At 63.1% G+C, this 23,638-nt stretch carries 20 protein-coding genes; 8 read left to right on the top strand and 12 right to left on the bottom strand.

What is annotated here, in order from left to right; genetic code table 11:
• Positions 1-180: 180 nt before the first annotated feature.
• From NHH73_29475 to NHH73_29460, 4 genes are all read right to left on the bottom strand, one after another.
• Entirely contained in the window at positions 181-417 is a 237-nt protein-coding gene (locus NHH73_29475; GenBank protein ID USX26632.1) for a hypothetical protein, read from the bottom strand.
• Between the two features lie 300 nt (positions 418-717).
• Positions 718-1,635 carry an EamA family transporter gene (locus NHH73_29470; protein ID USX26631.1) on the bottom strand — a complete coding sequence of 306 codons (918 nt, stop codon included), beginning with the start codon at positions 1,633-1,635 and terminating at the stop codon, positions 718-720.
• Positions 1,636-1,653: 18 nt separating this feature from the next.
• Entirely contained in the window at positions 1,654-3,822 is a 2,169-nt protein-coding gene (locus tag NHH73_29465) for an FUSC family protein (GenBank protein ID USX26630.1), read from the bottom strand.
• A gap of 94 nt (positions 3,823-3,916) precedes the next feature.
• Positions 3,917-5,605, bottom strand: a complete 1,689-nt coding sequence (locus NHH73_29460) for a peptidase M14 (protein ID USX26629.1) — start codon at positions 5,603-5,605, stop codon at positions 3,917-3,919.
• Between the two features lie 187 nt (positions 5,606-5,792).
• Between NHH73_29460 and NHH73_29455 the strand changes: the two genes are divergently transcribed.
• Positions 5,793-6,632 (top strand): hypothetical protein, encoded by an 840-nt coding sequence (locus NHH73_29455; GenBank protein ID USX26628.1) that lies wholly within the window; start codon positions 5,793-5,795, stop codon positions 6,630-6,632.
• Here the strand turns inward: NHH73_29455 and NHH73_29450 are convergent, their stop codons facing one another.
• The 6 genes from NHH73_29450 to purB form a co-directional block, all read right to left on the bottom strand.
• The gene (locus tag NHH73_29450; GenBank protein ID USX26627.1) at positions 6,633-7,199 is read right to left on the bottom strand and encodes an NAD(P)H-dependent oxidoreductase; all 567 of its coding nucleotides are present in this window, start codon (positions 7,197-7,199) and stop codon (positions 6,633-6,635) included.
• A 105-nt stretch (positions 7,200-7,304) separates the two neighbouring features.
• Positions 7,305-9,458, bottom strand: a complete 2,154-nt coding sequence (locus NHH73_29445) for a S46 family peptidase (GenBank protein ID USX26626.1) — start codon at positions 9,456-9,458, stop codon at positions 7,305-7,307.
• A gap of 214 nt (positions 9,459-9,672) precedes the next feature.
• Entirely contained in the window at positions 9,673-10,239 is a 567-nt protein-coding gene (locus NHH73_29440; protein USX26625.1) for a YceI family protein, read from the bottom strand.
• A 46-nt stretch (positions 10,240-10,285) separates the two neighbouring features.
• Positions 10,286-10,840 (bottom strand): YceI family protein, encoded by a 555-nt coding sequence (locus tag NHH73_29435; protein ID USX26624.1) that lies wholly within the window; start codon positions 10,838-10,840, stop codon positions 10,286-10,288.
• 17 nt (positions 10,841-10,857) lie between these two features.
• The gene (locus NHH73_29430; protein USX26623.1) at positions 10,858-11,382 is read right to left on the bottom strand and encodes a cytochrome b; all 525 of its coding nucleotides are present in this window, start codon (positions 11,380-11,382) and stop codon (positions 10,858-10,860) included.
• A gap of 145 nt (positions 11,383-11,527) precedes the next feature.
• Positions 11,528-12,904 carry an adenylosuccinate lyase gene (gene purB / locus NHH73_29425; protein USX29748.1) on the bottom strand — a complete coding sequence of 459 codons (1,377 nt, stop codon included), beginning with the start codon at positions 12,902-12,904 and terminating at the stop codon, positions 11,528-11,530.
• Between the two features lie 104 nt (positions 12,905-13,008).
• Between purB and NHH73_29420 the strand changes: the two genes are divergently transcribed.
• From NHH73_29420 to NHH73_29395, 6 genes are all read left to right on the top strand, one after another.
• On the top strand, positions 13,009-13,620 hold the full coding sequence (locus tag NHH73_29420; GenBank protein USX26622.1) for a glutathione S-transferase N-terminal domain-containing protein: 612 nt from the start codon (positions 13,009-13,011) through the stop codon (positions 13,618-13,620).
• A gap of 7 nt (positions 13,621-13,627) precedes the next feature.
• Entirely contained in the window at positions 13,628-14,683 is a 1,056-nt protein-coding gene (locus NHH73_29415) for a LacI family DNA-binding transcriptional regulator (protein USX26621.1), read from the top strand.
• A 234-nt stretch (positions 14,684-14,917) separates the two neighbouring features.
• On the top strand, positions 14,918-17,224 hold the full coding sequence (locus NHH73_29410; GenBank protein ID USX26620.1) for a TonB-dependent receptor: 2,307 nt from the start codon (positions 14,918-14,920) through the stop codon (positions 17,222-17,224).
• Positions 17,225-17,371: 147 nt separating this feature from the next.
• Positions 17,372-19,234: an alpha-amylase family protein gene (locus tag NHH73_29405; protein USX26619.1), complete on the top strand. Its 1,863-nt coding sequence runs from the start codon at positions 17,372-17,374 to the stop codon at positions 19,232-19,234.
• Positions 19,235-19,267: 33 nt separating this feature from the next.
• Entirely contained in the window at positions 19,268-20,245 is a 978-nt protein-coding gene (locus NHH73_29400) for a PfkB family carbohydrate kinase (GenBank protein USX26618.1), read from the top strand.
• A gap of 11 nt (positions 20,246-20,256) precedes the next feature.
• Positions 20,257-21,600 carry an MFS transporter gene (locus tag NHH73_29395; protein ID USX26617.1) on the top strand — a complete coding sequence of 448 codons (1,344 nt, stop codon included), beginning with the start codon at positions 20,257-20,259 and terminating at the stop codon, positions 21,598-21,600.
• 24 nt (positions 21,601-21,624) lie between these two features.
• On the opposite strand, the gene bfr is transcribed toward NHH73_29395, so the two are convergent.
• Positions 21,625-22,098, bottom strand: coding sequence for a bacterioferritin (gene bfr, locus NHH73_29390; GenBank protein USX26616.1), 474 nt, complete (start codon positions 22,096-22,098; stop codon positions 21,625-21,627).
• A 255-nt stretch (positions 22,099-22,353) separates the two neighbouring features.
• On the opposite strand from bfr, the gene NHH73_29385 reads away from it, so the two are divergent.
• Positions 22,354-22,890: a pyridoxamine 5'-phosphate oxidase family protein gene (locus NHH73_29385; protein USX26615.1), complete on the top strand. Its 537-nt coding sequence runs from the start codon at positions 22,354-22,356 to the stop codon at positions 22,888-22,890.
• 38 nt (positions 22,891-22,928) lie between these two features.
• Here NHH73_29385 and NHH73_29380 read toward each other — a convergent pair whose 3' ends face one another.
• A complete protein-coding gene (locus NHH73_29380) occupies positions 22,929-23,636 on the bottom strand; it encodes a TonB family protein (GenBank protein ID USX26614.1) in 708 nt (235 codons plus the stop codon).
• Positions 23,637-23,638 lie beyond the last annotated feature (2 nt).

Here is a 23,638-nt window from a genome sequence, read left to right as displayed (position 1 = left end):
CCGCGTTAGCGGCCGGGGCTTTTTGCTGTGGCGCGCACGGCTTATTCTACGTCTTTGGTTGGCTTCGAGCCCAGGTACAGGCGCAGAACGATACCGGATACGGCGATGGCGGCAGGCAGGTTTTCGATGATGGTCAGCATGGTGGTTCTCCAGTAAGTGGGTGAGTTGAGTGAACTGCTATTAACCGAAACGGGCTGCGATGTAGCGCAGTTCCGCAGCCAGGTTAGGGGAGTGGGCTTCCACGTCTTTAGCGGTGCTGCTCAGCCACCAGATGGTTTCATCGGCGCGCTCGGTGGTCGCTTCTGCAACAGCGGCTGGCTTCCGTGCAAACAGCGCAGCGAACAGTTGACGTACGGCGTTGGCGACATTGCCTGCGTAGTTGGCGGTGGTGTGAGTGTTGAAAGTAGTCGAGTTCATGAGAAGCTCCTGTTAAATGTCCGTTTGATGCAGTGCAGTATGCGCCGTTTTCAGAAATAAAAAAAATTTTGATTTGTGATAGGAGCCATTAGTTTTCAGTATAACTTGATGTTTTCCCTATGAAACATCGGTTCCGAAGGGCAACAAATTATGTTGGATTTTTTTGCTTGGGATGCTGCATCCGGTAATCTTGGATGTCCGAATGGCAATAATGGCGGCTAACCGTGCGACAGGCTGGCAAAGCTATTCACGAACGTGATAGCGGATATCGATTTTATTTGGAAAATCAATGACAGGAAGTTAACCCCGGCGGTCGAGCCAGCGGCCGCCAAACATCGTGCACATCAGCGACAGCACGATCAGCGCGATGCCGGCCCATTGCCAGCCGGTGACGACGTCGCCCAGCAGCACCATGCCGGCGCTGATGCCGACCACCGGCACGCCCAGGCTGAACGGCGCCACGCGGTTGACCGGATGGCGCTTGAGAAGCCGGGTCCACATCGCGTAGCCGAGAATGGTGGCCATCCAGCCCAGATAGGCGACCGCCGCCCAGGTGGTCCACGGCGCGCCGGTCCAGTGCCAGCGGGTGGCCGGATCGTCGAACGCCAGCGATAGGCCGATGAACGGCAGGATCGGCACCAGGCTGCACCAGACCATGAAGCTGACCACGTCGAATTCCGGCGTCGCCTGCTGGGCGCGGCGCACGACGATATTGGAGGCGGCCCACATCGCCGCCGCCATCAAGGTCAGCAAGAAGCCGCCGGCGGTGGTGCCGCCGGCGTGGCCCGGTTCCACGTAGTTCATGCCGAAGCAGACCAGCCCCACGGCCGCCAGCAGCAGGCCGCCTTTCAGCGCGCGGCTGGCGCGCTCGCGCAGCAGCACGAAGCCGAACAGGGCGGTGAAGAAGACCTGCGTTTGCAGGATGACCGACGCCAGCGAGGCGGACATGCCGACCTTGAGCGACAGGAACAGCAGTCCGAACTGGCCGACGCCCTGGCACAGCCCATAGGCGACGATCCATTTGACGGGGAGCTTGGGCGGACGCACGACGAGGATCAGCGGCAGCACCGCGAACACATAGCGGGCGGCGCCCATCTGGAACGGCGTCAAGTCCTTGAGGCCGATCTTCATCGCGACGAAGTTGGTGCCCCAGATCAGGACCACGGCCAGGGCGGAAAGGAGGTCGCGGGTGGTGAAAGGGGCGGATGATGAACTCATCGCCCCATGTTAGCAGTATCAGGCCACGTTGCGGACGATGGCTTCACTATGGACGATGATTTTTGCGGCATCGGCTTGCAACAGACGGATGCGGCGCTGCACCAAGGGCCAGCCCGACCACGGCACGGCGGCGGTGCCGGCTGCGCTGTCGACCGGCTTGTTCGGCGCCAGCGCAGCGAGCGGCGCCGGCGTCTTATGCACGTGGCGGTCGAGCGCCTGCGACAGGATGCCGACCACCTGGGCGTGGCTCTCGTCCAGCATGGCGTTGACCGGCTCCTTCGGCAACTCCGTCACGTGGCGGCGCAGGATCGAGCGCAAGGCCGCCACGTGCGCTACCAGCAGGTAGTTTTGCACGATGAACAGGTTGATGTCCTCCACTGCGCGCTGCTTGCTCGATGGCTCGTCGAGCATGCGCACCAGCGCGGAGCTGAGCGATGCCAGGCTGTCCATCAACCGTTTGCGCTCGATGCGGTAGGCGAAATCGTCCTTGCCTTTGCCTTGCAGCAGATCGAAGCTGGCCTGCATGTAGCGCAGGTTCACGTCCAGCACTTCGCGGATCAGGCGCGGGAGGGTTTGGTATTCCCAGTTGGCCAGCACGAAGCTGAAGGCCGTCGCCACCGCCGCGCCGATGAAGGTATCGATCAGGCGCTCCATGATCAGGTCATTGTTCCCCGGCGCGATCAGGTGCATCTGCAGCAGGATCATGATGCTGACCGCGATGGCGGCGTAGCGGTAGCGCAGGTAGATGAAAGTGGGCGTGGCCACCGTCGCCACCACCAGGATGCCGAGCATGAACGCGGGGTGGTTCAGGTAGCGGATCACCAGCGCGGTGATCACGCAGCCGATGACGGTGCCGATGATGCGGTCGCTGCGCCGCTGCTTGGTCATGCTGAAGCTGGGTTTGAGGATGATCACGATGGTCAGCACGATCCAGTAGCTGTGCGCCGCGTAAGGCAGCCACGCGGCCACCGCCAGGCCGACCGAGATCGCCATCGCCACCCGCAGCGAGAAGCGGAAGATCGGCGAATCCATGCGCAGGTGCGACAGGATCATGCGCAGCTCGTACTTTTGCTGCGACAGGAAGGGCCCCATGTCGGCGTCGACCCAGAACGGCGTGGTGTCGGAGACCTTCTGGCTGGCCTGATGCAGTTCGCCGATCATCTTGATGATGGCGCGGATCTTGTTGCGCTGGGCGCGCAGCACCGCCAAGGCTTCCTGCTGCGGCTTACCGTCGTCGATGCGGCGCTGGATCGCGGCCAGTTCCGCTTCCACGGCGTCCAGCTCCGGCGTGTAGCTGATCTCCGCGTACGAGGCCTTTTTGCGGGTGACGTCGTAGGCCACCGATTCGATATCGCGCGCGGCCTTGTAGGCCAGGTCGTGCAGCGTTTTGAGCACCGGCGAATCGGCCAGGTGCATGCGCAGTTGCGCGTAATCGGTGTGGGTCGACAGGATCAGCTCATACAGGTCCAGCATGCAGACGTGGACCTGCACCACGATGGCGTCCTTGCTGTTCTGGTGCGCGCGCAGGATCAGGTCTCGCGACGCCTGCTGGCGGTCGGCCAGCACGCTTTGATGGCGCACCAGCTTATTGAACTGCTCATTGAGGTTGTAGCGGGTGTCGTAGAAGTCGGCCTTGATATCGATGTAGGCGGCCAGCTCGAACAGCGCCTCGGCCAGCACCTGCTGCTTGATGCGGTGGCGCAGTATCCACGAGATGCCCATCGCGTACGCCAGGTAGGCCACCGCGCCAAGCGTAAACAAGCCGGTGTGGATAAACGACTGCTTGACCGTCATCGAGTGTTCCATCGACATGGTCATGATGAACAGCGTGGCCAGTTGCAGCGGCATCGACTTTTTGCCGTAGACGACCATCATGCAGGCGAGGAAGCTGATTATCACCAGCATCGTCAGCAGCAGCCAATGCAGCGGCGCGCACAGGCTGATGAGCAAGGTGACGGCGCTGCACAGCAGCACCGAGGCGCTCATCTCGTTGAATTTGTGGCGCAGGGGGCTGGGCATGTCCATCAGCGCGGTGCACAGGGCGCCGATGCAGACCGTCATGGCGGTGGCCATGTCGGCGAACTGCAGGGTGATCACGGTGACGCCGACCAGGCCCGCGGCGAAGCGCAGCCCAAGATAAAAATAGTGGCTGTAGAAGAAAGTGCGCAGATTGAGTGCGTAGTGCATGGCTGTGACCTTGTGGGCAGCGGGTGCTAATGTGTGCACGGCGGGATCGCCGCCGCGCACACGGGGAACGCGAAACTACGGTGTCGGGCTGTCGTCAGAAGACCGACAGCACCGGGTAGCGGCGCCATTCGGGTTCGGCGTGGCGCTTGCCGTTTTCGAAGATGAAGCCCAATACTTTTTCCTGATCCGACAGCAGCGCCGGATTGGCGGCCTTCCACGCTTCGAACTTGGCCTTCAGTTCCGGTTCCGCTTCGAGCATTTCCAGCGCCAGGTCTTCGAACACGTAGTCGGAGAACGCTTCCTTCTTTTCCAGCACGCTGTTGAAGAAGCCCCAGCGGAAGAATGAGTCGTGGCCTTGCGGTTCCAGCGTTTCGACGGCGTAGCGGGCGTTGGCCTGCTTGAGCGGAATGAACCAGTCGCCCGGCCGCACGGTGAAGCTGCCGGTGCGCGCTTCCAGTTCCACGGCGTCGTGGTACATATGGCCTTCATACGCGTGCGGGCGCGAGGTCACCGAGGCGATGTGATAGTACTGCGCCTCGATGGTCGACGCTTCGTCGAACGCGGCCATCTCGACGCCGTTCCACTGCAGGCGCTCGATGGCTTCGCGCCAGGCTTGCGGCACGATATAGCCTTTCGGCGCGCGCACGGTGGCCGCCGGCACGAAGTTGTTGTAGTAGGCGATGTCCTTTTCCCACGGCTGGCTGCGATCGTACGAGAGGCGCTGATAGTTCCCCAGCACGCTGGCGCTGCGCTTGGCCGCGTAGCCCTTGAAGCGGACGGTCGACGGATTGGTGTCATCCATTTGCCAGGCGACGGTCCACTCGCTGGCGTTGGCCGCCTGCTCTTTGGCGTCGGCGCGCAGGGCGCGGATTTGCGCGCCGTGGGCGGCGGTGAAGGCCATCGTCACGTCCAGCAGCGCGCGCATCGATTCGTAGCGGTCCTTGAAAGGCTTGAGCATGTGCGTCTCCGGCATGAAGCCGATGACGTGGTGCAGGGCCGCGAAGCCGGTCGAGAAGCGCGGCACTTCCAGGAATTCGGCGAGGCCGTCGTCCGGGCTGTCCTTGATTGGGTTGACGTAGGGGCAGGTGGGCCAGCCCTTCGCTTCCATCTGGGCGTAGATGTGCGGCAGCATGGTCTCGCGCAGGAAGGGGCCGAGGCCGTAGCCCAGCTTGTCCGCCTGGGTGTGGATCAGGGTCATCGTGTACGGATAGTCGGCGCCGTTGGACGTATGGGTGTCGACCATGACGTCCGGGTCCCAGCTGGTCACCAGCTGGTTGAACAGGCGGGCGTTGAGCGTGTCGCACTTGATGAAGTCGCGGTTCAGGTCCAGGTGGCGGCTGTTGCCGCGGAAGCCGAATTGCTCGGGGCCGTCCTGGTTGACGCGCGAGGTGTTGGCCCGGTTCAGCGCGCCGTCGACGTTGTAGAGCGGTACGAACAGCAGCACGGTGTCGCCCAGCGCCGCCAGGCGGGCCGGCTCGTAGCACAGGTCGCGCACGATGGCCATGCAGGCGTCCACGCCCTCGGGTTCGCCGGGGTGGATGCCGTTGTTGTTGAAGAAGACGGTGCGGCCCTCGGCCTTGATCTGCGAGCGGTCGAACACGCCGTCCGGGCTGACGATGCCGGCATGCACCGGGATGCCGCCGTCGGACACGCCGATCTGTTCAAAACGCAGCACCTGCGGGAAGCGCGCGGCCAGCTCCTCGTAGAACGCGATGCATTCGGTCCACAGGGTGGTTTGATTTTGATTGCCTTTTTCATAAGGCGTCGGCATATCTGGGTGCATGGCAGTCTGGATCTCAGAGGAACAATGTGAAATGGCGCGCCAAGCCTTGTGGGCGCTTCGGCGTGCTGTCGAGGGCGCGATTGTATCATTCGTGCCCGCTTTTTGAGCGGCGGCAGGCCGCTCGCGCCAAGTACTCGAGTTGTTTCAAGGAAATAAATCCACGCGGTGGTCTACTGGAATTCTCGTCATGAACCAGGAGCCAGCGATGTGGAACGGGAGTGGGCTTGGTGCGGTGCTGGTCGCTTTTCTGCTGGCGCTGGTGTGCAAGGTGGGGCTGGCGCAGATCGGGCCGCGCTATGTGATCGACGTGAAAGCGGCCGGCGGCGTCGCCATCGTCGGCGCGGCGCAAGGCAGCGTGCAGCTGGTCGGCAAAGGCCTGGCGCTGATCCGCTTCCAGGGGCTGCGCCTGCTGACCGTGGGGGCCGACGCCGACGCCTACAGCGCCGAGTCGGTGCGCGAGTGGCCGGCGGTCGACCTGGTGCTGGTGACGCCGGCCAGCGCCGGACGCTACGGCGGGCTGGCGCCGCTGGCCGCGCTGCGCAGGCTGCCGGTGATCCTGGTGGAGCCGTCCGCCGGCGCGGCGGTGCCTCCTATGCCGCCGCCATCGTCGGCGCCGGGCGGTGGGGGCGACGGCCCGCACTACTATCCGATGCAGACCTGGGACGCATTGCATCTGCGTAAGGGCACGGGGAAGAACAACGATAAAGCGTGGCTGCGCGTGACGGCCATGCCCGGTCGGCCGGGAACGGCGCCTGTGGCGGGTTTTGTGCTGGAGCTGGGCAACGGCCGCACCTCGTATCGGTTATATGTCAGCTGCGAGGCGCTGGCCGCCGACGAGATCGAAGGCCTGCCGCTGCGCCTGCCCGGTGTCGACCTGGCGCTGTTGCCGGGGCGCGATGGGCCGCAGTTGGTGCCGCTGCGCCGGGCGACGCAGGCCGCCGGCGGACCGGTGGGCGATGCCGGCTTGGTCGCCAAGCCGGCCGCGCTGACGGTGGCCGGCTACGCGTTCCGGGCAATCCGGCGCTGATTATTTCTTGGCGTTGGTTTCCACCCAGGCCGCGAAGGCGTCGGCGAATTTCTTCAGGAATTCCCTGGTGCGGTCGTTGTTGATCTTGCCGTCGTCGCCCAGCAGGCTGCCGGCGCCGCCGATGTAAGCTTCCGGCTGTTGCAGCACCGGCATGTCGAGGAACACCAGCGACTGGCGCAGATGATGGTTGGCGCCGAAACCGCCCACCGCGCCGGGCGAAACGGTGACCACGCCGGCCGGCTTGCCGCTCCAGGCGCTGTCGCCGTAGGGACGCGAGCCGATATCGATGGCGTTCTTCAGCGGCGCCGGCACCGAGCGGTTGTACTCCGGCGTAACGAACAGCACGGCGTCGGCCTCCTTGATGCGCTGGCGGAAATGGGTCCACGCCTGCGGCGGCGTGACATCTTTCCCTTCCAAATCCTCGTTGTACAGGGCCATCTCGCCGATTTCAACGATGTTGAACTCCAGCGAAGGCGGCGCCAGCGCGATCAGTTCGTGGGCGAACTTGCGGTTGATCGACTCCTTGCGCAGACTGCCGATCACTACGGCGACTTTTTTGGCGGGCATGACTTCTCCTGGTCTTGATTGGTGGAATGGAAGCGTTACTGTACCGCAGGCGCAAAAAAAACCACGCCGCGTTGCCGGGGCGTGGTTTCGTTGAGCGGCAGGGAATTACTCGGCGTTCATTTCCTTCAGCAGATTGTCGGCGTGGTCGACGTGCTTCATGTTCCACAGGATGTAGCGCAGATCGACCTGGATATCGCGCGTCATCGCCTTGTTGAAGTCCCAATCGGAGATGATCGAATCGAGCGTGCCGTCGAAGGCCAGGCCGATCCATTCGCCTTTGCTGTTCAGCGCGGCCGAGCCGGAGTTGCCGCCGGTGATGTCCAGGGTCGCCAGGTAGGCGACCGGCACCGATTTGAGCACCGGATCGACATACTTGCCGAAGTCCTTGGCCTTGATCGCGTCCAGCTGCGCCTTGGGCGCGTTAAACTCGCCTTCGCCGGTGGCCTTGGCGGCGACGCCGGCCACGGTGGTGAAGGCTTTCCAGCTCGAACCGTCGGCGCCCGGATCGCGGCCGGCGATCTTGCCGAAGGTCACGCGCAAGGTGCTGTTGGCATCGGGATAAACAGCGCGGCCCTGGCTGTTCATGTAGGCGATCTTGGCCTTCATGTAGTTGCCGTAGGCTTGCTGCAGCTTGCCGCCCAGTTCTTCCTCGGCCGCTTCTTCCTTCAGGTCGTTGTCGTACAGCGCCACGGCCGCCTTGACGAAGGCGTCGTCGCTGGCCTTGAAGTCCTGCGGCTTCTTGTCCAGCCAGGCGGTGCGGGTGGCCGCGTCGCCCAGCTTGCTGCCGGCGTAGAGCTTGTCGAGCGCCGCCTGCAGGTCGGCGCGGCTCATGCCGTCCTTGATGCCGACGACCGTATCGAAGGCGGCGCTGCGCTGGGCGGCCGGCTGGGCCGCGTACTTGGTCAGGCTGTTCATGACCAGCGCCTTGTCGACCTTTTCGTCGTAATTGCGCAGCAGCGCGGCGACGCTGGACTTGATGCGCGGCACGTCGCGCACCTGGTAGCCGGACTTGCGCTCGACGTCGGGTTTGGCGTTCTCGTTGGCCAGGCGGTACAGCACGCGCGCGGTGTTAAGCAGGCGCGGTTTCGAGGTCGACAGATAGTAGTCGCGCTTGGTTTCGGCGTCGCGCTGGGCGATCAGCTTCTCGACCAGTTCGATGTCGGACGCGTATTCCTTCTTGCGGGCGGCGTCGGCGTTGATCCATGTCTTCAGCGCCTCGTGCTCGGCCGTTTTGCGGGCCAGCATATCGCTGTTGGCGTACGAGTTCAGCATGCCCTGGCGGTTCTTGTAGTAATTGTTGATGCTGGCCACCTGCGACGCGTACTTCAGCGCGGTGTCCTTGTCATCCTTGGTCATGGCGGCGATGGTCGCCAGGTTCTCGGCCGACGTCTTGACGAAGTTCGGATAGCTCCAGTCGAAAGTGAAGGCCACTTCCGACGGCAGGCGGTGGCGGTTGGTGCGGCCGGGGTAGCCCAGCACCATGATGAAATCGCCTTCCTTGACGCCTTCCCTGGCCAGTTTCAGATAGTGCTGCGGCACGTAGGGAACGTTGTCCTTGCTGTAGTCGGCGGCCTTGCCGTCCTTGCTGACGTAGGCGCGGTAAAAGCCATAATCGCCGGTGTGGCGCGGCCACATCCAGTTATCGGTATCGCCGCCGAACTTGCCGACGCCTTCCGGCGGCGCGTGCACCAGGCGCACGTCGCGGATCTCGAGTTGTTTGCTCAGATAAAATTCCAGGCCTCCGTAGAACGACGACACGGTGCAGCGGTGACCCGCGTCTTTTTCGCACTCGGCGGTGATGGCCTTGCTGTTTTTCTCGATCGCATCGCTGCGCTTCTTGCCGCTCAGTTTGGCGACGGCTGGCGTGACGACCTGCTTGGTCACGTCGGTGACGGCCTTGGTCACGAAGATGCGGCTGCCCGGCGCAGCCGGCAATTCCTCGCCGAAGTTCTTGGCCAGGAAACCGTTGGCCAGCAGATTACGTTCCGGCGTCGAATTATGTGCGACGCTGCCGTAGACGCAATGGTGGTTGGTCGCAACGAGGCCTTGTGGCGACACGAACGACGCCGAGCAACCGCCGAGGCTGACGATGGCGCCGGCCGGGAACTCGGTCAGCTTGGTCAGGTTGGCCGGATCCAGCTCGAGGCCGGCGGCTTTCAGTTCCTTCGCCACTTGTGGCAGCTGTTGCGGCATCCACATGCCTTCGTCGGCATGGGCGGCGGTGCTCAGGATGGCGAGCGCGATCAGAGTCTTATGCATTTATATCGTTTCCAAAGTGGTGACGTGGGACAGCGCTGAGAGTATCCGCAGCATTGCCGTATACGTCAACCACATTTTGACGATATCAAAAAGCAACCCCGGGGGTCAGTGCCGACATTCGGACACGAGCTCGTGTCCGAATGTCGGCACTGACCCCCGGGGTGGGGGCTTACGGTTGGGGCCGTGTCTGAATGACAGACTTGACCCCGACTGTTTAGTCGGCTTTGATGGCTTCGATCTGGATCGCCAGTTTGACTTCCGGGGCGAACGCCGGGGTGCCGTAGTTCAGGCCGAAATCGGTGCGCTTGAACTCGGCCGTGGCGTCGGCGCCGCAGACTTCCTTCTTGTAGCGCGGGTGCATGATGCACTTGAACTTGTCGACCTTGAGCATGACCGGCTTGGTCACGCCCAGCATCGTCAGTTCGCCGTCGACGCCGATCAGCTTGTCACCGTCGAACTTGAACGATTTGCTCTTGTAGGTGATGGTCGGGAATTTCTCGACGTTGAACATGTCCGGACCGCGCGCGTGGCTGTCCATCTTGTCGAAACCGAAGTTGATCGAGGCCGGGTCGATGGCGATGTCCAGCGAGCCGGTCTTGGTCTTGGCGTCCAGGGTGACGGTGCCGCTGGTCTTGTTGAACTTGCCGCGCCATACCGACAGGCCCATGTGGTCGGCCTCGAAGCTCGGGAAGGTGTGCGTCGGGTCGATGTTGTAGGTGGCGGCGATGGCGGACGTGGCCGAGGCGGCCAGCAAGGTGGCGACCAGGATCTGTAATTTCATGCGGTGTGTCTCCCTGAGTGGATGGCGAGTGGTTTATTGACCGGACTTATTGGCCGGCTACTACGTGAAACTTGATCGTGACGTCGTCGGCCACCATGCTGGTGTCCTTCCATTCGCCTTCGCCGATGTTGTAGGCCAGGCGTTTGATCGGCAGCGCGCCGTCGAACACTTGCTTGCCGCCCTCGGTCTTGACCGTCAGCGGGAAGGTGATGTCGGTGGCTTTGCCTTTGATGGTCAGCTTGCCGGTGACGGTGAGCTTGCCCGGGCCGGCGCTTTTGATGGCGCTCGAGACGAAGGTCGCTTTCGGGAACTGGGCCGAGTTGAACCACTCCTTCTTGGCCACTTCCTTGTTGTACTCCGGATCGCCCATGTCCAGGCTGGCCGTTTCGACTTCGACCGTGGCCTTGGAGGCGTCCGGCTTGGCGGCGTCGTAATCGATGGCGACCGTGTATTTCTTGAATTTCGATTCGATCGGCACGTTCATTTGCTTGAACGTGGCCGAAACCGAGCTCTTGGCTGGATCGGTTTTCAAGACGGCGGCGCTGGCGGCCAGGGCGACACCCATCAGGGAGACGAGGGCGATTTTCTTCATGGTTTTCATAGTGGCTCCGGTAGGGGTTACGGCAGCATCCGCTTGAGCGTGATGTCGCGGTCGATAAAATGATGCTTGAGTGCGGCCAGAGCGTGGGCGACAACAACACCCGCCATCGTCATGACCAAAACATAATGAACAGTTTTTAAAATTGCCTTAAGTTCAGGGTCCGGTCCGATCAGCGCCGGCAGGGTGACCAGCTTGAGGTAGACCACCGGCACGCCGGCCGCGCTGCCATACAGATAGCCGGAGATCGGCGCGGCGAACATCAGGAAGTACAGCAGGTAGTGCACGCCGTCGGCGACCTTGTGCTGCCATGGCGGGATGCTCACCAGCGGCGCCGGCGGCGTGTTCGCCAACCGCCACAGCAGGCGGAGTGCGGCCAGCGCGAGCACCGTCACGCCCAGCCATTTGTGCCAGGAGAAGTATTTGAGCTTGGTCGGCGTGAAGCCGGGAATCGCGACCATCGTCAGGCCGAGGAAGAAGGCCGCGACGATCATCAGCGCGATCAGCCAGTGCAGCAGCATGGCCGTCTTGGTATAACGTTGCATGGGTAGTGCTCCGGAAAATAGTACGTGTTAGGACTAACTGTTGCGGCTAATATACCAAAGAAACGCGGCGTGTGCTGGCGGGCAATAAAAAAGCCCCCGGGACGTGCGTCGCGGAGGCTAGTGTATGACAGATTGCTTATTTACATCAGATGGCTTTTGCCAGAGCCGGGGCGATGCCGATGTAGTTGGCCGGCGTCATGTCCAGCAGCAGGTCCTTGGCGTCCTGCGGAATGGCCAGGCCGAGGATGAACTCGCGCAGCGCATCCTTGGAGATGCCCTTGCCGCGCGTCAGTTCCTTCAACTGCTCGTACGGGTTCTCGATGCCGTAGCGGCGCATCACCGTTTGCACCGGCTCGGCCAGCACTTCCCAGTTGGCGTCGAGGTCGGCGGCGAGGCGGGCGTGGTTCACTTCCAGCTTGTTGAGGCCGCGCAGGCAGCTGTCGTAGGCCAGCAGGGTGTAGCCGAAGCCGACGCCGATGTTGCGCAGCACGGTCGAGTCGGTCAGGTCGCGCTGCATGCGCGAGACCGGCAGCTTTTCCGACAGGTGCTTGAGTACCGCGTTGGCCAGGCCCAGGTTGCCCTCGGAGTTTTCGAAGTCGATCGGGTTGACCTTGTGCGGCATGGTCGACGAGCCGATTTCGCCGGCCTTGGTCTTCTGCTTGAAGTAGCCGAGCGAGACGTAGCTCCAGATGTCGCGGTTCAAATCCAGCAGGATGGTGTTGACGCGGGCGAAGGCGTCGAACAGTTCGGCCATGTAGTCGTGCGGTTCGATCTGGATGGTGTACGGGTTGAACACCAGGCCCAGACGCTGCTCGATGACGTCCTTGGAGAACGCCGCCCAGTCGAACGATGGATACGCCGACAGGTGGGCGTTGTAGTTGCCGACCGCGCCGTTCATTTTGCCGAGGATCTCGACCTGCTCGATGCGCTTGATGGCGCGCTGCAGGCGGGCGACGACGTTGGCCATCTCCTTGCCCAGGGTGGTCGGGCTGGCGGTCTGGCCGTGGGTGCGCGACAGCATCGGCACGTCGGCGTTGGCGATGGCGATGTCGGTCAGCCTGGCGATGACGTTGCGCAGCGATGGCAGCATGACGCCGTCGCGGGCGGCCTTGAGCATCATGCCGTGCGAGGTGTTGTTGATGTCTTCCGAGGTGCAGGCGAAGTGGATGAACTCCGACGCGGCGACCAGTTCCGGCACGTCCTTGACTTGTTCCTTGAGCCAGTATTCCACGGCCTTGACGTCGTGGTTGGTGACCGCTTCGATCTCCTTGATGCGGGCCGCGTCGCTTTCCTTGAACTCGTTGGCGATCTTGTCCAGCAGCGCGGTGCCGGCGGCCGAAAACGGCTTGATCTCGGCGAAACCGGCCAGCGACAGCGCTTGCAGCCAGGAGATTTCCACTTTGACGCGGTGGTGCATGAAGCCCGATTCGGACAGGATGGGACGCAGCAGGTCGGTTTTGCCGGCGTAGCGGCCGTCCAGCGGCGACAGCGCCGACAACGTGGAGTAAGCAGGTGTGGTCATGATCGAGGAGGGGAAGTTGAAGAAGGCAAAACGTGATTTTACCATTGGCGGAGGGCGACCCCGCCGATGTTATACTGTCCGCTAACCTTCTACTCCGTGCATCCATGAAACTTATCGGTTCCCTCGCCAGTCCTTATGTCCGCAAAGTTCGGGTCGTCCTGGCCGAAAAAAAGCTCGATTGCCAGTTCGAGCTAGAAAACGTGTGGGCGCCCGATACGGCCATCAGCACCCTGAACCCGCTGGGCAAGGTGCCGGCCCTGGTCATGGAGGACGGCAGTGTGATGGTCGATTCGCGCGTGATGGTCGAGTATCTGGATACCCTGACGCCGGTGTGCAAGCTGCTGCCGCCGAACGGCCGCGATCGCGCCGACGTCAAGTGCTGGGAGGCGCTGGCCGACGGCATGCTGGACGCCGCCATCATCGTGCGCCTGGAGCGCACCCAGCGTCCGATCGAGCTGCAAAGCGAGGACTGGATCGCGCGCCAGATGCGCAAGGTGCATCTGGGCCTGGCGGCGCTGTCGGAAAAGCTGGGCGACCAGGCTTACTGCGCAGGCAAGAACTATTCGCTGGCCGACGTGGCGGTCGGCTGCACCCTGGGCTGGCTGTCGTTCCGCTTCCCCGAGATCACATGGCGCGACGACCACGCCAACCTCGCCAAGTTGTTCGACAAGCTGTCGGAGCGCCAGTCGTTCAAAGACACCGTGCCATCCGCCTGAAGTAACCATGCCTAAGACGATGCCGCCCGAGGCGGACAGCGCCTCCGCGCAGCAGCGCCGGTTGCAGATGGCCGATATCGCGCGGCTGGCCGGCGTGTCCACCTCGACCGTGTCGCGCGCGCTGGCCGGCAGCAAATTGGTCAGCGAGGAAACGCGCGTGCGCATCATGGAGCTGGCGCGCTCGCTCAAATACACCATCAACATCGGCGCGCAAAACCTGCGCATGAAGCAGAACCGCACCGTCGGCGTGGTGATCCCGTACGACCCGGCCACGCGCCAGCATTTGTCCGATCCGTTTTTCCTGGGGATGCTGGGCAGCCTGGCCGACGCGCTGACCGAGCAGGGTTTCGACATGCTGGTCTCGCGCGTCAACGCCGAGGAGCTGGACGCGGCGGCCGGGCCGTTCGACACCGGCCGCGTGATCGGCATCGTGTTGATCGGCCAGTGGCGCCATCATGAACAATTGAACCAGCTTGCGGCGCGCCATGTGCCGATCGTGGTGTGGGGCGCCCAGTTGCCGCAGCAGCTGTACTGCACCGTTGGCGGCGACAACGTGACCGGCGGCGAGTTGGCCGTCACCCATTTGCTGGAGGAGGGCCGCAAGCGCATCGCCTTCTTCGGCGATATCAACCTGCCGGAAGTCGGGCAGCGTTACGAAGGCTATTGTGCCGCGCTGCGCAAGGCCGGCATCGAGGTCGATCCGGCCTTGCAGGTGTCGGTGTCGTTCCTGCCCGAGGGTGGACGCGAGGCGGTGCGGGAGCTGCTGGCGCGGCGCGTGCCGTTCGACGCCATCTTCGCCGGCAGCGATTTGCTGGCCATGACCGCCATTAATACGATGCGCGAGCATGGCCTGTTCGTGCCGGGACAGGTGGCCGTCGTCGGCTATGACGATATCGAGTTGTCGACCTATTTCCATCCTCCCTTGAGCACCGTACAGCAGCCGATCCGCGAGGCCGGCCGCGCGCTGGTGGCGTCGCTGCTGGAGCTGGTCGAGGGCCGGCCGTCGCCGTCGCTGCAGTTGCCGACCAAGCTGGTGGTGCGCTCGAGCAGCTGCGCAGTCTGACGACTGTCCGATTTTCGCAACCGATTGCATAAATTTAATGGTGCGATGCACCATTAATCGTGTCATACAACGACTCTACTCGCGTTTTCCACATTATTTCCCTCTAGTGGAATTGCCGCTAGAACATATTGCGGCGCATCTATGCAATCGATTGCATTAAATCCGTGTTCAAGGAATAATGGCGTACCTGCTCAACAAAACAGCAGAGCAAAACGACAATATCTGGAGACCACCATGAAACACCGCACCATCAAACTGGCCGCCATGACGGCCGCCGTCGCCGCCGCCGTCCTGCACATGGGCGTCGCCGCCGCGCAGGAAGCCGCTCCCGCCGCCGCTTCGGCCACCGCCGCACCCGCCGACGGTTTGAACATGGAACGCGTGGTGGTCACCGGCACCACCACCGGTTCGTCGAAGATGAAGACCAGCGTTTCGATCAGCACCATCGAGGGTGACGTCATCAAGAATTCGGCGGCCCTGAGCGCGGCCGAAGTGCTGCGCGCCGTGCCGGGCGTGCGCGCCGAATCGTCGGGCGGCGAGGGCAATGCCAACATCACCGTGCGCGGCGTGCCGGTATCGGCCGGCGGCGCGCGTTATGTGCAGATCCAGGAAGACGGCCTGCCGGTGCTGCAGTCGGGCGACTTCAACTTCATCACGCCGGACAGCTACGTCAAGATCGACGGCACGCTCGACCACCTGGAAGTGGTGCGCGGCGGCTCGGCCTCCACCCTGGCGACCAACGCGCCGGGCGGCATCATCAACTTCATCACCAAGACCGGCGAGGAGAAGGGCGGCCATATAGGCATCAGCCGCGGCCTCGGTTACGACGAGACCCGCTACGATTTCGACTATGGCGCGCCGATCTCGGACAAGACCCGCTTCTTCATCGGCGGCAGCTACCGCACCGGAGAAGGCGTGCGCGATAGCGGCATGAGCACCGCCAGCGGCGGCCAGATCCGCGGCAATCTCACGCATGACCTGGACAATGGTTTCATCCGCCTGTCGTTCAAGCACGTCGACGACAAATCGCCGACCGCGCTGCCGGTGCCGGTGCGCGTGGTGAACCAAAAGATCACCGAGATCCCGGGCATCGATCCGCGCACGGTGAGCTTCTATTCGCCGAACTGGGTGCGCGATGTCACCTTGGGCAAGAACAACACGCCGGTGTCGACCGACGTCAACGACGGCCTGCATGTGAAGAGCGATTCGATCGGCCTGGAAGGCTCGTTCGACCTGGGCGACGGCTGGAACCTCAGTAACAAGTTCCGCGCCTCCGACAACAGCGGCCGCTTCACCGGCGTCTTCGCCGGTAACAATGGCGTGAACGGCAATTACACCTTCGCCACCGGCCCGAATCGCGGCCAGGCCTACAACGGCCTCGCCTTCTCGGCGGTGGTGTTCAACACCTCGATCGACGACGCCGGCAATACGCTCAATGACACCAAGCTGTCGAAGACCTTCAAGCTGGCCGATGGCTCGAAGTTGACCACCACCGCCGGCCTGTATCTGTCGAACCAGAAGCTGGCGTTGACGTGGAACTTCAACGAGTACCTGATGCAGCTGAGCGGCGACAAACCGGCGCTGCTGCAAACGGCCAGCACCACGCCAGGCCTGGTCGGTCCGGCCTTCGGCGGCTGCTGCATGCGCGCGGTCGATATGGAATACAAACTGACGTCGCCTTACCTGAACGTGGGTTACGAGGCCGGTCCGCTGAACCTGGACGCGAGCGTGCGCCAGGACCGCCAGGAAGCCAACGGCAGCGCTAATATCGCCACCGGCGGCCTGCGCTACGATCCGGCCACCGAGCAGATGGTCAACTACAAGATCAACCACACGTCGTATTCGGTGGGCGGTAACTACCGGATCACCAATAACCTGGCGGCGTTCGCGCGTGTCAGCGATGGCGTGGCGTTCAATGCGGACCGTATTCTGTTCGGGACGCCGCTGGATGGTTCGGCGCCGATCAACATCAACACCGTCAAGCAGCTGGAAGGCGGCGTGAAATGGCGCAGCGGCGGTTTGAGCACCTTCGTGACGCTGTTCCAGGCCAAGACCGACGAGAGCAACTACGAGGCGACCACGCAGCGCAGCACCTCCAACAAGTACGACGCCAAGGGCGTGGAGCTGGAAGGCGCGTATTCGATCGGCGACTTCCGCATCAGCGGCGGCGCGACTTATACGCATGCCAAGATCACCGGCACGGCCGCCGCAGATGTGGCCAATATCGGTAATTCGCCACGCCGCCAGGCCAAGTGGATCTATCAGGTCGCGCCGACCTACACCATCGGCGACGCGACGGTCGGCGCCAGCGTGATCGGCACCGGCAAATCGTGGGGCGACGATGCGCACACCATCGAGATGCCGGCGTATGCTGTGGTCAACGCCTTCGTCAACTACCGCGTGACTGAGAAGGCCACCGTGTCGCTGAGCGCCAATAACCTGTTCAACAAGATCGGCTACACCGAAGTCGAAGGCGATGGGCATGCGGCACGCTCGATCACCGGCCGCGCCGCGAAGGTCACCTTGTCGTACGCCTTCTAAGCAGGACCAAGCTTCAATCTGAAACACGTAGGGCGGATTAGCGCAGCGTAATCCGCCAATGCATGCGTCGCCGGCGGCGCATGCATGGTGGATTACGGCGTTCCGCCTAATCCCCCCTACGAAAACCCATCACCAAGCCTTTCGACTATGCCCTCTCAAGTAACCTCGGACCGCCTGCTCGCGGTCCTTCCCGAAGATCTGCGGCCACAGGCGGCTGAACGCCTGACAACGGCCGAACCGGTGCTGCGCCGCCTGCTGGCCGGCCTGTACGGCGACCACGTCGGCTTCGACGCCTGGCTCGGCGATCTGATGGCATCCCTGGGCAAGCTGTACGCCGAACGCGCCCCCGAACTGCGCGCGCTCGACCTCCAGCGCGTCGCGCACCCCGACTGGTTCCTCAACCAGCGCATGCTTGGCTACTGCGCCTACGTACAAAACTTCGGCGGCAATTTGAACGGCGTCGCCGACCGCATCCCCTATCTCGAGGAACTGGGCGTCAGCTACCTGCACCTGCTGCCTTTCCTGCGTCCGCGCGAAGGCGAAAACGACGGCGGCTTCGCCGTCACCAGCTTCGACGAAGTCGATCCGGCGCTGGGCACCAACGCCGACCTGCACGCGCTGACCACGCGCCTGCGCATGGCTGGCATCAGCCTGTGCTCCGACTTCATCCTGAACCACGTCGCCGACGACAACCAATGGGCGCTGGCCGCGAAAGCCGGCGACGCCAGGGCGCGCGCGATGTTCCACGTCTTCCCCGACCGCGACCTGCCGGACCGCCACGAGCGCACCTTGGGCCAGGTGTTCCCACAAGTCGCGCCGGGTAACTTCACCTATGTCGAAGCGATGGGCGGCTGGGTGTGGACCACCTTCTACCCCTATCAGTGGGACATGAACTGGTCCAATCCGGACGTCTTCGCCGAAATGGCGGCGGCCATGCTGCGCCTGGCCAATCGCGGCATCGAAGTGTTCCGCCTCGATTCCACAGCCTTCCTGTGGAAGCGCGAAGGCACCAACAGCATGAACCAACCGGAGGCGCACCAGATCCTGCAAGCGCTGCGCGCCATCGTCGATATCGTCGCACCGGGCGTTCTGCTGAAGGCCGAGGCCATCGTGCCGACACGCGAGCTGCCGGCCTATCTGGGCAGCGCCACCGCGCCGGAATGCCATATCGCCTATCACAGCAGCCTGATGGCGGCCGGCTGGGTGGCGCTGGCGGAGCAAAACACCGGCGTGCTGCGCGAGGTGATCCGCAATACGCCGGCCTTGCCGTCGGCCGCCACCTGGCTCAGTTATGTGCGCTGCCACGACGACATCGGGTGGAACGTGCTGCGCGCGGAAGCCGAAGCAGGTTCCACCGCCGGCAGCGCGGCGCGGCTAGCCGGCGCCGCGCGCTTCTTCAGCGGCGTCGAAGGCAGTTATGCCAGCGGCGCCGCCTTCCAGAGCACCGATCCGAACGCTGCCCACGGCAGCAACGGCATGGCCGCGTCGCTGACCGGTTTGCAGACCGCGAGCAACGAGGGGGAACGTTCGCTGGCACTGCGCCGCATGCAGTTGCTGCATGGCCTGGCGCTGAGCTTTGGCGCGCTGCCGGTGCTGTACATGGGCGACGAGCTGGCGATGGAAAACGACTATAGTTATCTGGACCGTCCGCAGCATGCGATGGACAGCCGCTGGTTGCAGCGCCCCGTGTTCGACGAGCAGCGCTGGAAGCACCGCTACGATAAAAGCAGCGCGCCGGGCCTGATGTTCCAGGGCTTGGCCAATCTGATACGCGTGCGCCGCAAGCAGGATGCACTGGCCGCCAACGCGCCGCGTACCCTGCTGGGAGAAGCGCCGGAAGGCGTGCTGGCGCTGGCGCGCGGCGACAGCTTCCTGACGTTGATGAACTTTACCGGCCAGCCGCAGGACTACACCTTGCGAGGCGCCTGGAGCGACTGCGCGGCGCCGGGCCCTGTCGAAGGAACGATCACCCTGGCGCCTTACGCGATGCACTGGCTGGCACGCGAATAATATAAAATCGCCCGAGAGGGCGTGGAGACATGCATGAATGCAGCTATAACCCCAAGAACGATCGCCGTATTCGGCGAAGCGCTGGTAGACGATTTCATCACCGAGCAGGTTGTCGGCGGTGCGCCGTTCAACGTGGCGCGCAATCTGGCGGCGTTCGGCGTCGCCACGCTGATGGTCACGCGCATCGGCGGCGACAAGAACGGCGCCTTGATGCGCGCGGAATTCGAGCGTTTCGGCATGAGCCAGGCCGGCTTGCAGATCGATTCCAAAGAGGCCACCGGCCGCGTGGTGGTCGAGCGCAACGAGCAAGGCCACCGCTTCATCATCCTGCCAGACCAGGCGTACGACTATGTGGAGACGTCTCCCGCGCTGGCGGCGCTGGCCGAGGCCAAGCCAGGCGTCATCTACTTCGGCACGATGGCGCAGCGCCACGAGTGTTCGCGCAAGACGGTGCGCGAGATGCTGCGCCATTCGGACGCCACGCGCTATCTGGACCTGAACGTGCGGGACGGGCAGGTGACGGAACGCTGCGCCTTCGAGTCTTTGCACCTGGCCGACATCGTCAAGGTCAACGAGGAAGAGCTCAAGGATTTATTCAGCTGGTACACGCACACCAAGCCGGGAACGAAGGCGATCGACAGCCCCGAGATGGTGGAGGCCTGTCAGGCGCTGATGCGGATCTTCTCGCTCAAGGGGCTGATCGTCACGCTCGGTGAGCGCGGCGCCCTGCACTTCGGCGCCGACGGCGCCGTCACCGCCAACCAGGAGTGCCACGCGCCGGCGCGCATCGTCGACACGGTCGGCGCGGGCGACGCCTTCTCGGCCGTGTTCCTGTTCGGCCAGTCGCGGGGCTGGTCGCTGGCGCTCACACTGGCGCGCGCCAACGCCTTCGCCGGCGCCATTTGCGGCATTTCCGGCGCGGTGCCGGCCGATATCGCCTTCTATCAGCCGTGGATCGCCTGCTGGCGCAGTGGCGGCGTGCTGCCGTCGAAAGCCGGGGCGGTGGTATGAGCGGCACCGGCATGAAACCGCATCTGTCGTGGTGGCAGATCGTCAATATGAACATTGGCTTCTTCGGCATCCAGTTCAGCTTTGGCCTGCAGCAAAGCAGCATGAGCCCCATCTACAAGTACCTGGGCGCCGACGAGGCGAGCCTGCCGTATCTGTGGCTGGCCGGCCCGATGACCGGGCTGCTGGTGCAGCCGCTGATCGGCGCCATGAGCGACCGCACCGTCACGCGCTGGGGGCGGCGCACGCCGTACTTCCTGATCGGCGCAATCCTGTGCAGCCTTGGCCTGCTGGCGATGCCGTTCAGCCCCACCTTGTGGATGGCGGCCAGCCTGCTGTGGATACTGGACGCGGCCAACAACGTGACGATGGAGCCGTACCGCGCCTTCGTCAGCGACAAGCTGGCGCCGAAGCAGCATTCGCTGGGATTCCTGACGCAGAGCGCCTTCACCGGTCTGGGGCAAACGCTGGCCTACCTGACGCCGTCGTTGCTGGTCTGGCTGGGCATGAACAAGGACGCCGTCAACAGCAGCCATATTCCTCATATCGTCATCGTGGCCTTTTTGATCGGCGCGGTGTTCTCGATCAGCTCCGTGCTATGGACCTTGAAGACGACGCCCGAGCATCCGCTGACCGCGCAGGAGTTGGCGGAGATCCGTTCGCGGCCGGCCGGCTGGCGTCATACCTTGGGCGACATCGTCAGCGCCGTGCGCGAGATGCCGGCGACGATGAAGCAGCTGGCGTGGGTCAAGCTGTTCCAGTGGTATGCGATGTTCTGCTACTGGCAGTACATCATGCTGTCGCTGTCGACCACCTTGTACGGCACCACCGACCCCGCGTCGCAGGGCTTCCGCGACGCCGGTTTGCTGACCGGGCAGGTGGGGGCCTTCTATAACTTCATCGCGTTCATCGGCGCGCTGGCGCTGGTACCGTTCACGCGCAAGTATGGTCCGAAGCTGACGCACAGCGTGTGCCTGATGCTGGCCGGTTTCGCGATGCTGAGTATTCCGATGATCCACTCGCCGGCGCTGCTGTTCGTGCCGATGGTCGGCATCGGCCTGGCGTGGGCGTCCATCATGGGCAATCCGTATGTGATGCTGGCCGGTTGCATTCCGCCGGAGCGCACCGGGGTTTATATGGGCATCTTCAATATGTTCATCGTGATCCCGATGATCATCCAGATCTTCACGCTGCCTTTGTACTACCGCAGCCTGCTGGGCGGGAATCCGGAGAACGTGATCCGGCTTGCCGGTGGCCTGATGTTGTGCGGCGCGGTGGCCGTGCTGTTCGTGAAATTAAAAAAGCCGCAGGCGGAGGGCCTGCGGCTTAAGGATAACGAGGCGACCGGCGCCGCGTGACGCCACCGATCGTCAAGCAGGCATTTACTCTTCGATGATCTGGCTTTGCAGGTAGTTCTGGATGCCGATCTTGCCGATCAGGTCCAGCTGCGTTTCAAGCCAGTCGATGTGCTCTTCGGTGTCTTCCAAAATCATCAGCAGCAGGTCGCGCGAGACGTAGTCGCCGGCCTTTTCGGCGGTGGCGATGCCTTCCTTGACGGTCAGCTGGGCGCCTTTTTCCAGCGCCAGGTCGCAGCCGATCATTTCTTCGGTGTGCTCGCCGATCATGATCTTGTGCATCGCTTGCAGGTTCGGCAGGCCGTCGAGCATCAGGATGCGGTCGATCAGCTTGTCGGCGTGCTTCATCTCGCCGATCGATTCTTCGTATTCTTTCTTCGCGATCTTTTCCAGGCCCCAGTGCTTGTACATGCGCGCGTGGAGGAAGTACTGGTTGATGGCGGTGAGTTCGTTGGTCAGCTGTGCGTTCAACAAACGGATGACTTCTGGATCGCCCTTCATGGCTTGCTTTCTAAAATGGTGTCGAATACCCGCATTCTGCCACGAACGGGCTGGCGAGGCGTAGCGGCACGGCCGTAAATCGTGCCCGGCGGCGTAAAACTGTATCAATATCCCCGGAGTGAGATTGTTGGTGTTAATGAAAACAATTAACATTCGCACCATCACGTGGCGCCAGTGTGAGGCAACCCACCGAGTGCTGGCGCCGCCAGAGCTAACATGGGTGCTCTATTTATTCGTACTTACCAGGAGCGCGCCATGGATTCGATCAATGCCAACCAGCCGGAACAAAACCATCAAGATCTGATCGGCGAAGACGCCGTCAAGAAGATCAAGGACTTCGTCGATAGCACGCCCGGCTGCTTTTTCTGCACCAACGATGGCGACGGCGGTCCGGGCGATGCGCGGCCGATGATGGCGCAGCAGGTCGACGACCTGGGTAACATCTGGTTCATCAGTGCCAGCGACAGTTTGAAGAACCAGGAGCTGGCGGCAGATCCGTCGGCGACCTTGTACTTCCAGGGTTCGGCACACTCGGAGTTCCTGCACATCGAGGGCGTGGCCACCGTGCTGCGCGACCGCGCGAAGCTCAAGGAGCTGTGGAGCTTTACCATGAAGACCTGGTTCACGGAGGGCGAGGACGATCCGCGCATCACGCTGATCAAGTTTGCGCCGACTTACGGTTATTATTGGGACACCAAGCATGGCCGCGCGGTGGCTGGCGTGAAGATGCTGATTGGCGCCGTGATCGGCAAGACGCTGGACGATTCGATCGAGGGTCGTCTGGATCTGTGATGATGTAAATGACATGCGCCGCAGGAGCGGCGCATGGTTCAACCCAGCTGGAAGTTGATCGGCACCAGCGCGTACACCGGTATGGCCTTGCCATCTTCGATATACGGTTTGTACAGCGCGCGCAGCACGGCCTGGCGGCCGGCTTCATCGAGCTTCTCGGAACCCGACGATTTTTGGATCGTCACTTGCTCCGCCTGGCCTTTCTCTCCAATCAGCACGCGCAGCATCACGATGCCGCTCTCGCCCATGCGGCGGGCCATGCTCGGGTACACCGGCTGCGGCGCGCGGATATATTCCACCCCTGTGATGGTTTTCGGCGCCGACGGCGCTGCCGGCGCTGGCGTCGGCGGTGCGACAGGTCCGGCCACGGCAGGCGTCGACGGCTGGTTGGTGCGCGGTGTCGGCGGCGCGACGGTGATCGTCGGCTCGACCTGCGGCGTGGCCAGTTGCGGCATCGGCGGGATATAGGTCGGCGTCAGCTTCACGACCGGCACCGTCTTCGGCTCCGGCGGAGCCGCCTTGAGCGGCTCGGGCGAGGCGACGAAGGTCACCGTGACCACCTTCGGCATGACGGCGACGGCGATCTTGCTCATCATCCCCGAATTGATCGCATAAAACATCAACGCATGACCCACGACGATCGCCGCCAGCGGCGCGAACCTGCGTCCGCGCGCTTTCATTTGGCGCAGTCCAGCGTCGTTCACGGACAGCGAGGGCGCCGTCCGGCTATAAGTCATGGTGTTCATAA

The organism is Oxalobacteraceae bacterium OTU3CINTB1, from assembly GCA_024123955.1.
Taxonomy (GTDB): domain Bacteria; phylum Pseudomonadota; class Gammaproteobacteria; order Burkholderiales; family Burkholderiaceae_D; genus Rugamonas.
This window is presented reverse-complemented; position numbering and strand designations above follow the sequence as displayed.

Coding starts and splice junctions, on each gene's coding strand:
- NHH73_29410 (USX26620.1), top strand. CDS start 14,918: ATGAAACACCGCACCATCAAACTGGCCGCCATGACGGCCGCCGTCGCC.
- NHH73_29420 (USX26622.1), top strand. CDS start 13,009: ATGAAACTTATCGGTTCCCTCGCCAGTCCTTATGTCCGCAAAGTTCGG.
- NHH73_29385 (USX26615.1), top strand. CDS start 22,354: ATGGATTCGATCAATGCCAACCAGCCGGAACAAAACCATCAAGATCTG.
- NHH73_29465 (USX26630.1), bottom strand. CDS start 3,822: ATGCACTACGCACTCAATCTGCGCACTTTCTTCTACAGCCACTATTTT.
- NHH73_29455 (USX26628.1), top strand. CDS start 5,793: ATGAACCAGGAGCCAGCGATGTGGAACGGGAGTGGGCTTGGTGCGGTG.
- purB (USX29748.1), bottom strand. CDS start 12,904: ATGACCACACCTGCTTACTCCACGTTGTCGGCGCTGTCGCCGCTGGAC.
- NHH73_29445 (USX26626.1), bottom strand. CDS start 9,458: ATGCATAAGACTCTGATCGCGCTCGCCATCCTGAGCACCGCCGCCCAT.
- NHH73_29405 (USX26619.1), top strand. CDS start 17,372: ATGCCCTCTCAAGTAACCTCGGACCGCCTGCTCGCGGTCCTTCCCGAA.
- NHH73_29430 (USX26623.1), bottom strand. CDS start 11,382: ATGCAACGTTATACCAAGACGGCCATGCTGCTGCACTGGCTGATCGCG.
- bfr (USX26616.1), bottom strand. CDS start 22,098: ATGAAGGGCGATCCAGAAGTCATCCGTTTGTTGAACGCACAGCTGACC.
- NHH73_29435 (USX26624.1), bottom strand. CDS start 10,840: ATGAAAACCATGAAGAAAATCGCCCTCGTCTCCCTGATGGGTGTCGCC.
- NHH73_29450 (USX26627.1), bottom strand. CDS start 7,199: ATGCCCGCCAAAAAAGTCGCCGTAGTGATCGGCAGTCTGCGCAAGGAG.
- NHH73_29470 (USX26631.1), bottom strand. CDS start 1,635: ATGAGTTCATCATCCGCCCCTTTCACCACCCGCGACCTCCTTTCCGCC.
- NHH73_29380 (USX26614.1), bottom strand. CDS start 23,636: ATGAACACCATGACTTATAGCCGGACGGCGCCCTCGCTGTCCGTGAAC.
- NHH73_29440 (USX26625.1), bottom strand. CDS start 10,239: ATGAAATTACAGATCCTGGTCGCCACCTTGCTGGCCGCCTCGGCCACG.
- NHH73_29415 (USX26621.1), top strand. CDS start 13,628: ATGCCTAAGACGATGCCGCCCGAGGCGGACAGCGCCTCCGCGCAGCAG.
- NHH73_29400 (USX26618.1), top strand. CDS start 19,268: ATGAATGCAGCTATAACCCCAAGAACGATCGCCGTATTCGGCGAAGCG.
- NHH73_29475 (USX26632.1), bottom strand. CDS start 417: ATGAACTCGACTACTTTCAACACTCACACCACCGCCAACTACGCAGGC.
- NHH73_29460 (USX26629.1), bottom strand. CDS start 5,605: ATGCACCCAGATATGCCGACGCCTTATGAAAAAGGCAATCAAAATCAA.
- NHH73_29395 (USX26617.1), top strand. CDS start 20,257: ATGAAACCGCATCTGTCGTGGTGGCAGATCGTCAATATGAACATTGGC.